Origin of the sequence: Staphylococcus sp. HMSC062H10 (genome assembly GCF_001836945.1) — a bacterium.
Taxonomy (GTDB): domain Bacteria; phylum Bacillota; class Bacilli; order Staphylococcales; family Staphylococcaceae; genus Staphylococcus; species Staphylococcus aureus.
Genome location: NZ_KV831003.1, coordinates 145,397 through 158,414 on the forward strand (window position 1 = coordinate 145,397; position 13,018 = coordinate 158,414).

A 13,018-nucleotide genomic window follows, 5' to 3' on the forward strand; every position below is an offset into this window, starting at 1 on the left:
TCAACAAAGAACAACAAAATGCTTTCTATGAAATCTTACATTTACCTAACTTAAACGAAGAACAACGCAATGGTTTCATCCAAAGCTTAAAAGATGACCCAAGTCAAAGTGCTAACCTTTTAGCAGAAGCTAAAAAGTTAAATGAATCTCAAGCACCGAAAGCTGATAACAAATTCAACAAAGAACAACAAAATGCTTTCTATGAAATTTTACATTTACCTAACTTAACTGAAGAACAACGTAACGGCTTCATCCAAAGCCTTAAAGACGATCCTTCAGTGAGCAAAGAAATTTTAGCAGAAGCTAAAAAGCTAAACGATGCTCAAGCACCAAAAGAGGAAGACAACAAAAAACCTGGTAAAGAAGACAACAACAAACCTGGTAAAGAAGACGGCAACGGAGTACATGTCGTTAAACCTGGTGATACAGTAAATGACATTGCAAAAGCAAACGGCACTACTGCTGACAAAATTGCTTCAGATAACAAATTAGCTGATAAAAACATGATCAAACCTGGTCAAGAACTTGTTGTTGATAAGAAGCAACCAGCAAATCATGCAGATGCTAACAAAGCTCAAGCATTACCAGAAACTGGTGAAGAAAATCCATTCATCGGTACAACTGTATTTGGTGGATTATCATTAGCGTTAGGTGCAGCATTATTAGCTGGACGTCGTCGCGAACTATAAAAACAAACAATACACAACGATAGATATCATTTTATCCAAACCAATTTTAACCTATATATGATTAACAACATTCTTATTTGAAATGATAAGAATCATCTAAATGCACGAGTAACATCTTTTGTTGCTCAGTGCATTTTTTATTTTACTTACTTTTCTAAAAAACTTCTAAAACGCCTCAACACTTTCTACTCTAATTACATATACGACATTTTTAGACATTAAAAAATCGAACTAGACAAAATGCTCAATGCATTTCGTACTAGTTCGATTCATGAATAATTAGATTTAAAATGTCATTTGAATCCAAGTGACAACATTATTTATATTTAGAATATTAACGTTAGTATAAACGTCCAAACACAAATAAAGGCAACAAATATAATACTGTATTTTAACGTCATTTTTAATAATGCAGATTCTTCACCAACTTTTTTAACAGCTGCAGTCGCAATGGCAATTGATTGTGGTGAAATAAGTTTCGCTGCTACACCACCTGCAGTGTTAGCTGCCACAAGTAATGAACCGCTTGTTGAAATTTGTTGTGCCACTGTCGCTTGAATAGGTGCGAATAAAGTATTGTTATTTACAACTGAACCAGTCATAAACACACCAATCCAACCTAATACTGGAGAGAATAATGGGAAAATTGCTCCCGCTTTAGCAATACCTTGTCCAATTGCTACAGTCAAACCACCGTATGTCATAACTTTAGCAATAGCTAGGATAGCTGAAATTGTAAGGATCGGTAACCATAATTCTTTAATTGCTTCGACCAATAAAGCACCTGCACTTTTCCATTTTAACTTCGTAATTAAAATTGTAATAACTACTGTTAATAAAATCGCTGTCCCAGTTGCACCAATTAAATCGAGACGCAACGCAATTCCTTTAGGCGATAAATCACTCACAGTATTCGGAATTGGCATTTTTAATACTAAACTTTCAAGCGCACCTCCAGGTTGGAATAATTTTTTGAAGAATGGTGCACTCCATACTAATACAAAGGCAGTTAAAATGACGAACGGACTCCAAGCAAAGACAATTTCTTTAGGCGTTCGTTTTTGAATTTTATGTTCAGACGCTTCCAATCTGAAAATGTTTTTCGGTTTAAATTTACGACAAACAAATGCTAACACCACCATTGTTGCTAGTGATGGAATAATGTCTGCTAGTTCTGGACCATGGAATATTGTTAATAATAATTGTAATCCAGTATATGTACCACTCACTGTTAAAATGACAGGTAAAATTTCTTTAATACCTTTCATACCATCTACAATGAATACTAAAACAAATGGAATAATAAAGTTTAAAATTGGAAGTGTTAATGCTGAGTATCTCGCAACATCTAATGTTGTAACGCCTCCACTTAAGTTAAACGTATCAATAATACTAACTGGTAAACCAATTGCACCAAAGGCACCCGCCGCACCATTAGCAATTAAACATAACATCGCTGCTTTTAATGGTTCAAATCCAAGTTGAATTAATAATACTGCACAAATCGCAATTGGCACACCAAATCCTGCTGCACCTTCTAAAAATGCGTTGAAACAAAATCCAATTAATAATAGTTGGATTCTTTGGTCCTCTGAAATACTTGCAATACTATCTTGAATAATAGAAAATTGTCCTGTTTTAATAGAAACTTTATATAACCAAACTGCCATTAAAACGATATATCCTATTGGGAAAATACCGGCAACAACGCCTTCTGTAATCGCACCTGCTGATACACGCGCTGGTAATTCAAATACAAATAAAGCCACAATCAATGTAACAACCAAAGTTGTCAATGCTGCATAAATGCCTTTCATTTTAAAAACGGTTAAGCATAATAAAAATAAAATAATAGGTACTGCTGCAACTAAGGCTGATAATCCAACATTATCGAATGGATTTACAGTAAGTAGTGTCATAATGACTCCCTCTCTTTATATAAAATATTTATCATCCTGATTAATCTACAACCTATTTCAACTTATATTTTGCGATGATCACATATTTAAAATGTAACACTCCTATATGTGACAGGCAATCGAATTTTTACAAAAAGTTCACAAAATATACACAATATTTAACTATAATAAATAATATATCATTTTAATTATAAATACTAGATATTATTTATAATAATCTCACGAATCCGCTTCAAAACTGCATCATGACAGTTTATATTTTTATTGAGAATCTCTCATTTTATGAATTGTCGGAAGTAAACAAAATATGACAAGCGTCAAACCAATGATAATGATAAATATCATATTAAACCATAGTAAATTGAATTGATGATGGTGTTGTATTTGCCAAATTTCTAATACTGTGAAGATAGACATATAGCTCATAATCTCTAAATTTAACGTACTTAAAAATAATTTAATCGCTCGAATTTCACGTGGTGTATGATTATAATGTGACCATTTGGCAAATCGTTCATAGTATCTACCTGCAATGAAAAATATAAGCCAAATCACTATAAATGCGCTATTAATCAAAAGCAGCACCCATTTATCAGCAAAGTTATCAGCATTCCCTGCTAAATTATAGTGAATAGGTACTTTGGTTGGTAATTTTGAATAGGTCACTACTGTATAGCACATCATAGCTAAGTAAATAAGTAGACTTAATATTGTAAAAGACCTGATTTTAGACATTCTATCCCCTCTTTCTTTACATTTTATGTATAACACTCTGCCTATTTTACCTTTTAATTACATTACCCCAAACGATTAAACAATATGTAATGATACTATAATTGCGTCAGGAGTATCCGCTTGTTAAATGTGCATAGCTTATATTTAGCTGTTTAACATGCCACATAATGATTCGAATTATTGTTTTAATTAAACCTTTTTCACATATGTATAAATTTTATAGAGCGCATGCTTAATATTTTCATTTGATTCAAAGGCAAAAGATAGCCTTATACTCTTTTCTTTACTGCCATAAATGTAACCCGGATTGATTAGTATTTTTTCTTTACTTAACAATTCGTAGAATAAATATTTAATATCTATATCTATTTTAAAGACTAACCATACAAAATAACCTCCACTTGGAACTTCCCAATGTGCTATATCCTTAAATAAATTATTGAGGATGTTTAACATAAAGTCTCGTTTATCTTTTAAAACATACCTTAACTTTACTAAGTGTTTATCATAAGACTTATTTTTCAACATCTCATATACAACCATTTGTGACAAAATACTGGATCCATAGTCAATTTGCATTCTTACATCTGCCAATTGCTCTATTATTTTTTCAGAAGCAACAATCCAACCTATTCTTATTGCTGGTGCAATCGTTTTTGAAAAACTGCTTATATGTATAACTTTTCCCAATTTATCATAAGTTTTGATAGCAGGAGTTGGATTGCTAAAGAAAATATCTCTAAAGATATCATCTTCAATGATAGGTATATTATGTCTTTCGCTATAAGTAATTATATTTTGCTTTTGCTCATTCGTTAAAGAACAACCTGTCGGGTTATTAAACCTAGGTTCTATGTAAATCGCTTTATTTTTAAAATTAATAAATCTATCAATGATGGTATTAATTTCATTAATTTGATTATAAGGAACATCAATATGTCTAAAATTCAATTGCTCAAAAACATTGGTAGAGTGAATATATGATGGTGTATTTGAAATTATTATGGCATCTTGACCTAAAAACCCAATAGATAAAAGTTGAATGGCATGTAAAGCGCCTGAAGTGATCATTACATTTTCTCTACCTACATTTATACCTTGCTTTGACATTCGTTCAACGATGATATCTCTTAACTTGATATAACCATAGCCGTTATTATAACCAAAAGATAAGTCTTCAATATGACTGGCTGTATTAGACATGGCTTTTTTCAATTGAATATGTGGCATTAATGGTTGACCCAATTCACCTTTACTTATATGTATATACGTGTCATCTGTCTCAATTTTATTAATTAATTGCACCGTATACTGACTTCTTTGTCGAGAGGACCATAACATCATTTCAGACCATTTATTTGTAATATGTGCTTCGTTCAAATAGTCATTAACATATGTTCCACTCCCCACCTTAGTATAGATAAATCCTTCAGCCTCTAATAACTCAATACTTTTAATAATCGTCACTCTATTTACGTTGTATTGTATCGCCAACTGCCTCTGTGAAGGTATCTTCATTCCATAAAACCAATCCCCTGCGATTATTTTATCTCTGATGTCACTAGCAATATCTTTATATTTCGTCATCTTCTCCCCCCTTTTTATAAATTGGATAGGTAAATCCAATCAAAATTGGTTGTACTCATTTTAAATCATATTTTTTAATATAGAAACACTTAATTAAAGGAGTGATGATATTAATGAATAAACTTCGAGACACTACTTTTCTATCATATTTATTTACTATCATATTGTGGGGATCTGCATTTCCAATGATAAAGATTGCGTTAAATGATTTTAGTGCAGAATCATTGTCGGCATTTCGTTTAATTTTAGCAACAATAATTCTCTTGCCGTTCGTAATTATAAAGAAATTACCTACCCCAGAACTAAGAGATATCCCTGTTATTTTTATTTTAGGATTTTGTGGATTTGTGATATATCACACAGCTTTAAATTTTGGTGAAACTTTGATTAGTGCAGGTATATCTGGAATTCTAGTCTCTACAACGCCTATTTTTTCTAGTGCTTTAGCTTATATATTTTTAAAAGAGCATTTTTCAAAATGGAATTGGTTAAGTTCACTCGTCGCATTTATAGGAATATCCATTATTTCAATAAGTAAAGATGATTACACAACTATTAATGTATTAGGTGTTTTTATTATTTTACTTGCATCTTTTAGTGAAAGTTTGTATTTTACTTTCCAGAAAAAATACATAGAAAAATACGGCTTCATCGCTTTTACACTATATACAATAATGGCAAGCTCACCATTTATGCTTATTTTTATTCCTGAAATCATCAACGATATACACGGCGCCACTTTTACATCAATAGTATCGGTACTTTATTTAGCTATATTCCCTACTATAATTCCATACGTTTTGCTTGCTTATATCGTGAAGTCAGTTGGTGTCTCTGATGCAACAATGTCTCTTTATTTAACACCTATCGTTTCTTTATTATTATCTTATCTATTATTAGACGAACTACCAACAACCCTTGCTATTATAGGCGGACTTATCACTCTACTAGGCGTTAGTTTAAGTAACTTCTTTCAAAATACATAATTATTCCAAGTCCCGCACCTCAGAATCCAAAAACATTCGAGTGATAAAATTTTAAAAATCAAAAATATAAAAATGATCTAATTTCGTCAAATTCACCAATATAAATACTAATATTTGCAATTCACAAAGGGGTATAGTCTGAGTGTATTCTAATACGAAAGGACTTGGTGGATATGTATTACAGTTATGGAAATTATGAAGCATTTGCGCGCCCTAAAAAACCTGAAAATGTAGAAAACAAATCTGCTTACTTAATCGGGTCTGGGTTAGCTTCACTTGCGGCAGCTTGTTTCTTAATTAGGGATGGTCAAATGGAAGGTTCTAAGATTCATATTTTAGAAGAGTTACCCAAAGCGGGCGGCAGTCTTGATGGTGAAAATATGCCTTTAAAAGGCTATGTTGTCCGAGGTGGTCGTGAAATGGAGAACCACTTTGAATGTTTGTGGGATTTATTCAGATCTATCCCTTCGCTTGAAATTGATCATGCGTCAGTATTAGATGAATTCTATTGGTTAAACAAAGAAGACCCTAACTATTCTCGTTGTCGTGTTATTGAGAAACAGGGTCAACGTTTAGTCACAGATGGAGACTTCACTTTGACTAAAACGGCAATTAAAGAAATTTTAGATTTATGCTTAACGAATGAAGAAGATTTAGATGATGTCAAAATAACAGATGTATTTTCCGATGACTTCTTTAATTCAAACTTTTGGATTTACTGGAAAACGATGTTTGCATTTGAACCGTGGCATTCTGCTATGGAAATGCGTCGCTATCTAATGCGATTCGTTCATCATATTGGTGGTCTCGCAGACTTTTCAGCTTTAAAATTCACTAAATATAATCAATATGAATCTTTAGTATTACCTATGGTTGAATATTTAAAATCGCATGGGGTTCAATTTGAATACGATGTAAAAGTAGAAGATATTAAAGTAGATGTTACGACAAGTCAAAAAATTGCCCGAGAAATATTAATTCACCGACATGGCAAAGCAGAGTCAATTAAACTGACTGTAGATGATCTTGTCTTTGTGACAAACGGTAGTATTACGGAAAGCTCTACGTATGGTGATAATGATACACCAGCACCACCAACTGACGAATTAGGTGGTAGTTGGACACTATGGAAAAATTTAGCGCGACAAAGTCCTGAATTTGGTAATCCTGATAAGTTTTGCCAAAATATTCCTCAAAAGAGTTGGTTTGTTTCTGCAACATCGACAACAAACAATAAAGATATTATCGATACAATAGAAAGCATTTGTAAACGTGACCCTCTTGCAGGCAAAACGGTTACTGGCGGAATTATTACAATCAATGATTCTGCATGGCAAATCAGTTTTACAATCAATCGTCAGCAACAGTTTAAAGACCAACCTAAAAATGAAATATCTACATGGATTTATGCCTTATATTCAGATGTAAACGGCGATTATATTAAAAAGCCAATCACAGAATGTAGTGGTAATGAAATATGTCAAGAATGGCTGTATCACTTAGGTGTACCAACTGACAAAATTGAAGACTTAGCAAAACATGCATCTAATACGATTCCTGTTTATATGCCATATATTACCTCTTATTTCATGACGCGTGCTATCGGCGACAGACCTTTAGTCGTCCCGCATCAATCACAAAATTTAGCATTTATTGGTAACTTTGCAGAAACAGAGCGAGATACTGTATTTACAACAGAATATTCGGTTCGTACTGCCATGGAAGCTGTTTATCAATTACTAAATATAGATCGTGGTATTCCAGAGGTCATCAATAGTACATTTGATCTTCGCGTCTTAATGGATGCCATATACGAACTGAATGACCATCAAGATTTGCGCGAGATTACTAAAGATTCGAAAATACAAAAACTCGCATTAGCAGGATTCCTTAAAAAGATAAAAGGTACGTACATTGAGTCATTATTAAAAGAACACAAATTGTTATAACGAAAACCATTAATAGATTTTTATTTGGTGATTTCAAATCATGGAGTGGGATAGAAGTGATATGTTCACAAACTTTATTTCGTTATCCCACTCACATGATTTTTTTGATGACACATAATTACATGATTGATTGCATCATTTTGTTAAACAAGTGATTGCAAACCTGCCATTTCACACTGAAAATTTACATAATAAGTGACGATATTTTACAAGTCATATACAAATAACATATATTGTTAAATAATTTTACCTAATCTTAACATTAAATTTACAATTATAAGCGATAATCTAAATATAAAGCTTATTTGAGGTGAAATAATGGAAATGTCGGTTACAGAAGTCATTTTCTCCTTTTTAGGTGGTTTAGGTATTTTCCTTTACGGCTTAAAAATCATGGGAGACGGGCTTCAAGCATCAGCAGGAGACAGGCTACGAGATATTTTAAACAAATTTACATCAAATCCAGTATTAGGTGTTATTGCAGGTATCGTTGTAACTATTTTAATACAAAGTAGTTCAGGTACGACAGTTATCACAATCGGACTGGTAACAGCTGGATTTATGACATTGAAACAAGCCATTGGAGTGATAATGGGTGCTAATATCGGAACAACGGTAACTGCATTTATTATCGGTATAGATTTAGGCGAATATGCAATGCCAATTTTAGCATTAGGTGCATTTTTAATCTTTTTCTTTAAACGCTCTAAAATCAATAACATTGGCCGCATACTATTCGGTTTCGGTTCTCTATTCTTCGGTCTAGAATTTATGGGCGATGCCGTTAAACCTTTAGCATCATTAGATGGATTTAAGCAATTAATGCTTGATATGTCTACAAATCCAATACTTGCTGTCATTGTCGGCGCAGGGTTAACAGCACTAGTTCAAAGTTCAAGTGCGACGATTGGTATTTTACAAGAATTTTATCAACAAGATTTAATTAGCTTAAACGCAGCAATCCCTGTGTTACTAGGCGATAATATTGGTACAACGATTACAGCTATCTTAGCTAGTTTAGCCGGCTCAATCGCTGCAAAACGTGCGGCGCTTGTACACGTCATCTTTAACTTAATCGGGGTAATTATCTTCACAATTTTCTTGCCAGTTGTGATTCATTTGATTAGTTTGTTACAAGATGTATGGCACTTAAAACCAGCGATGACGATTGCAGTATCACATGGTATCTTCAACATAACAAATACTTTGATTCAATTACCATTTGTAGCAGGTTTAGCATGGATAGTTACAAAGCTTGTCCCAGGTAAAGATATTGCTGATGACTATAAACCTCAGCACTTAAACAAAGATCTTGTTTATCACGCACCTGGTGTTGCATTACAAGAAACTCAAAAAGAATTACAAAATGTGGGTCAGATTGTCTTATCAATGTTTGAAGACATTCGCGAAATTACAAAAGACGATAAAAAATTGATCAAAAAGCTTGAACAAAAGCATCAAGCTGTTGAAACAATCAATGATAGTATTCGAAATTATTTAGTTAGAATTTCTACAAAAGCCATTACGAAAGCAGACGTTGAGCGTTTAGCAGTTATGTTTGATGTCAATCGCTCTATTTTAAAAGTAGCAGAGCTAACAGAAGAGTATGTCGCTCAATTAAAACGCCAACATGATGAAGATATTCGCATTACAGAAGATGCACAACGCGGTATGGATAAATTATTCAACCATGTTGCTGAGTCATTTGATAAAGCCATCGACATGTTAGATGTTTATGACAAAACGAAAAAAGATGAAATTGTAGAACGTAGTAGAGAATCATTTAATATTGAACATAAACTACGCAAAGGTCATATTAAACGCCTTAATCGTGGTGAATGTACAACAAAAGGTGGATTACTATATATCGATATGATTGGTGTTCTTGAACGTATCGGTTATCATTCACGAAATGTTTCTGAAGCACTTGTTGGTCTTAACGATGATGTACCTACAGATGAAGAAATTGCAACAACTGAAATTTAATTTTTAATGTCTTATTTATATTCATATTTTTTAAAATTAGAACTTAATATGCTTATACAAAGCCAATCCAACATTCATGGGTTGGCTTTTCTGTTTAGCAAACTTTATTATCTTAAATCAGCTATAAACGCTGATATAATAATGCTTCATTAGTATGCGGTAAGCATGACGGACACTGTTCTCGGAGTCTGACCTCGAATCATTTAATATACACTTTTACACGTCGCCTTCATTGAAGCGAATTGCCATAACCTTCACATTATATATAGTTCTTTCCATAAAAGTGTCCAAATTTTTAGAACAACGCAATAAATAACCATCCACCTAACTTATCAAAAGTTTAAGTGGATGGTTTTTCATTTATATTTATATTAGTGTCAATCCAATCATAGATTTATCTATATGCACTGCTCTATACATTTCCTCATTTAATTTGCTTTACTTTCATTTATATCATTATCAAAACACTGGGCGTGTCATCGTTATTATTCCGCATCTTTGACACGTTTATCATCATTAGGAATCGCGAATAAAATTGCGATAAATGCCATGATTCCCATTAATACGTTAACCCAAAGTGCAATCATCGCACCTGTATGAATGCTCGTTGCAGCAACTGCACCGGCATATACTGCACCACTAATTGCGACACCGAATGCACCACCAAGTGATGAAGCCATTTTATAAATACCTGAAGCAACGCCAACTTTATCTAACGGTGCATTTGAAATAGCTGTATCTGTAGAAGGTGTTGCATAAATACCTAAGCCTAGTCCGAAACATAAATATCCTACGACACAACTGATAACATAAAATATGCCTGGTAAGAATACTAATGAAATAAGTGCAATACCAATGATCACAATGAATGTACCTAATAACATTGGTCGCTTAGAACCCATTTTTTGTAATAATTTTTCACCAACTCTAATCATCAATAACACCATGATTAAATAAGTGATTGATAAGTATCCTGCCTGCAATGCTGTATAACCTAAACCTTGTTGCACGAATGTATTCGCTACAATTAATGTACCTGCAACACCGTTTAATAAGAAGTTCGAAATCGTTGCACCTGTATATGATTTATTTTCAAATAATTTAAAGTCAATAAGCGGATTATCTACTTTTTTCTCAACATTTAAGAAAATAAAGAATGCTACAACAACGACCGCAATCAAACCAAAGAACCATAATGATGTATAACCAAGTGCTGCACCTTTAGTAATGACAACGTTTAAACTTAGCAACATAACTACTAGAACAATTAGACCTGCAACGTCAAATTTATGTGTATTGGTAACTTCTGATTTCGTTTCAGGCGTCCCTTTGATGAGTAACATTGAAAGTACGGCAACGATAATTGAGAAGATGAAAATCCATCTCCAACCCATAGTTGTCGCAACTGCACCACCGAAGAGTGAACAGATACCACTTCCACCCCAAGAACCGATAGACCAGTAGCTTAAGGCACGCTGACGTTCAGCTCCCTCATAATAAGTTTTCATAATGGCCAATGTGGAAGGCATAATACACGCTGCTGATACGCCTTGTATAATACGACCTAAGATTAACAATGCTGGTAAATTTGTAATAATAATTAATGCTGAACCAATAATACTTAATAATAAGCCGATATTCGTCATTTTCACGCGTCCAATTTTATCTGCTAGGCCGCCTGCTCCAACAACAAACATGCCTGAAAATAGTGCGGTTAGACTTACCGCAATACTAATTGTTCCCATGTCTGCACCAAAACTTTGTTGTAAATTTGGTACAACATTTACAAGTGATTGTGCAAACAACCAAAATGTAATAACACCTAATACAATACCTAAGATTAACTTGTTGCCCCCGCGATACGTTTCATTCATGTTAGTTATCTCCTTTAAGGTAATCTAAAACAACTGTCCCTACAGCTTCTGCCGAAATAAGTAATGATTTTTCTGAAATGTTAAATTTAGGATGATGATGTGGGTAAATTTCACCATTTTCCACAGCTGCACCTGTATAAATAAAGGCACTTGGTCGTTCCTTAGCATAGTATGCAAAGTCTTCTGAAGGTGGTTGTGGTTCACATATTTCGACACCAAATTCAAGGTCTGCTTCTTTTAGCGTCTTAGCCACGTACTCAGTAAACTCTGGATCATTATATAATGCAGGATAATCATCGTTATATTCTAATGTGCAAGTTACACCATACAATGCTTCTAATCCTTTTGATAAACGTTTAATTTCTTTTTCAATTGTTGCTTTTGTAGCATCTGTTAATCCACGTACATCACCTTCAATTTCAACAACATCTTTAATGACATTGAATTGACCTTTACCGTCAAATGAACCGATTGTGACAACACCGGTTTCAAATGGACTTAGTCGTCTAGATACAACTGTTTGTAAAGCTGTGACGAAGTAGCTACCTGCAACAATGGCATCATTGGCCATATGTGGTGATGAACCATGACCACCTTTACCTTGAACTTTCAATTTGAAGAATGCGCGTCCTGTTTGAACATATCCAGGTCTGTAATACATATTACCTGTTTTCATTGTGCTCATGACGTGTACACCTAATACATGATCAACACCGTCTAATACACCATTTTCAATCATTGCTTTAGCACCACCTGGTGGTACTTCTTCAGCTGGTTGATGTATCACAACGACTTTTCCTGTAAAACTATCTTTCATTTCAGCAAGCGTCTCTGCTAATACAAGCATGTATGCTGTATGTGCATCGTGACCACATGCGTGCATAACACCTTTATTTTGTGATGCAAAAGATAGGCCTGTATCTTCGGTAATGGGTAATGCATCAAAGTCTGCACGGATTGCTAATGTTTTACCAGGTTTCCCTGAATCAATCGTTACTTTAATCCCACGTGGTCCGACATTCGTTTCTACTTCTACATCTTTACCTTTGTAAAATTCAGCGATGTATTTCGCCGTTTCATCCTCATGAAAAGATAATTCTGGATGCTGATGTAAATAACGTCTGATCTCAATCATTTTGTCTTCTTTTGATTTTAAAATTTCAATTAATTGTTGATTCATATCCTTCATCTCCTTAGTTACATCATAAATGATTAATCATTATTTATATTGCCAACAACAGAGATGTTAACCATTAATTTTTTGCAATTTTAACTTTGAATACAAAAAATCAC

The 13,018-nt window shown here is 33.6% G+C and carries 8 protein-coding genes and 1 pseudogene; 4 read left to right on the top strand and 5 right to left on the bottom strand.

Annotated elements, in window-relative coordinates; all coding sequences use genetic code 11:
- Window positions 1-689 (top strand): annotated as a pseudogene (spa, locus tag HMPREF2658_RS13655) (staphylococcal protein A); the annotation flags it as partial.
- A gap of 326 nt (window positions 690-1,015) precedes the next feature.
- Here the strand turns inward: spa and HMPREF2658_RS13660 are convergent.
- The 3 genes from HMPREF2658_RS13660 to HMPREF2658_RS13670 form a co-directional block, all read right to left on the bottom strand.
- Window positions 1,016-2,608: an L-lactate permease gene (locus HMPREF2658_RS13660; protein ID WP_000173896.1), complete on the bottom strand. Its 1,593-nt coding sequence runs from the start codon at window positions 2,606-2,608 to the stop codon at window positions 1,016-1,018.
- A gap of 261 nt (window positions 2,609-2,869) precedes the next feature.
- Window positions 2,870-3,343: a DUF1648 domain-containing protein gene (locus tag HMPREF2658_RS13665; RefSeq protein WP_000036332.1), complete on the bottom strand. Its 474-nt coding sequence runs from the start codon at window positions 3,341-3,343 to the stop codon at window positions 2,870-2,872.
- Between the two features lie 189 nt (window positions 3,344-3,532).
- The gene (locus tag HMPREF2658_RS13670; protein ID WP_000170488.1) at window positions 3,533-4,930 is read right to left on the bottom strand and encodes an aminotransferase-like domain-containing protein; all 1,398 of its coding nucleotides are present in this window, start codon (window positions 4,928-4,930) and stop codon (window positions 3,533-3,535) included.
- A 113-nt stretch (window positions 4,931-5,043) separates the two neighbouring features.
- Here HMPREF2658_RS13670 and HMPREF2658_RS13675 point away from each other — a divergent pair, with 113 nt between their 5' ends.
- The 3 genes from HMPREF2658_RS13675 (at window position 5,044) to HMPREF2658_RS13685 (ending at window position 9,851) form a co-directional block, all read left to right on the top strand.
- Complete coding sequence (locus tag HMPREF2658_RS13675) at window positions 5,044-5,916, top strand: DMT family transporter (protein WP_001038104.1); 873 nt, start codon at window positions 5,044-5,046, stop codon at window positions 5,914-5,916.
- Window positions 5,917-6,089: 173 nt separating this feature from the next.
- Window positions 6,090-7,865 (top strand): oleate hydratase, encoded by a 1,776-nt coding sequence (locus HMPREF2658_RS13680; protein WP_001621781.1) that lies wholly within the window; start codon window positions 6,090-6,092, stop codon window positions 7,863-7,865.
- A gap of 324 nt (window positions 7,866-8,189) precedes the next feature.
- Window positions 8,190-9,851, top strand: a complete 1,662-nt coding sequence (locus HMPREF2658_RS13685; protein ID WP_001791319.1) for a Na/Pi cotransporter family protein — start codon at window positions 8,190-8,192, stop codon at window positions 9,849-9,851.
- Between the two features lie 485 nt (window positions 9,852-10,336).
- On the opposite strand, the gene norC is transcribed toward HMPREF2658_RS13685, so the two are convergent.
- On the bottom strand, window positions 10,337-11,725 hold the full coding sequence (gene norC / locus HMPREF2658_RS13690; RefSeq protein WP_001006436.1) for a multidrug efflux MFS transporter NorC: 1,389 nt from the start codon (window positions 11,723-11,725) through the stop codon (window positions 10,337-10,339).
- 1 nt (window position 11,726) lies between these two features.
- Window positions 11,727-12,905: a M20 family metallopeptidase gene (locus HMPREF2658_RS13695; protein WP_070854483.1), complete on the bottom strand. Its 1,179-nt coding sequence runs from the start codon at window positions 12,903-12,905 to the stop codon at window positions 11,727-11,729.
- Window positions 12,906-13,018 lie beyond the last annotated feature (113 nt).

Coding starts and splice junctions, on each gene's coding strand:
- norC (WP_001006436.1), bottom strand. CDS start 11,725: ATGAATGAAACGTATCGCGGGGGCAACAAGTTAATCTTAGGTATTGTA.
- HMPREF2658_RS13670 (WP_000170488.1), bottom strand. CDS start 4,930: ATGACGAAATATAAAGATATTGCTAGTGACATCAGAGATAAAATAATC.
- HMPREF2658_RS13665 (WP_000036332.1), bottom strand. CDS start 3,343: ATGTCTAAAATCAGGTCTTTTACAATATTAAGTCTACTTATTTACTTA.
- HMPREF2658_RS13685 (WP_001791319.1), top strand. CDS start 8,190: ATGTCGGTTACAGAAGTCATTTTCTCCTTTTTAGGTGGTTTAGGTATT.
- HMPREF2658_RS13675 (WP_001038104.1), top strand. CDS start 5,044: ATGAATAAACTTCGAGACACTACTTTTCTATCATATTTATTTACTATC.
- HMPREF2658_RS13695 (WP_070854483.1), bottom strand. CDS start 12,905: ATGAATCAACAATTAATTGAAATTTTAAAATCAAAAGAAGACAAAATG.
- HMPREF2658_RS13660 (WP_000173896.1), bottom strand. CDS start 2,608: ATGACACTACTTACTGTAAATCCATTCGATAATGTTGGATTATCAGCC.
- HMPREF2658_RS13680 (WP_001621781.1), top strand. CDS start 6,090: ATGTATTACAGTTATGGAAATTATGAAGCATTTGCGCGCCCTAAAAAA.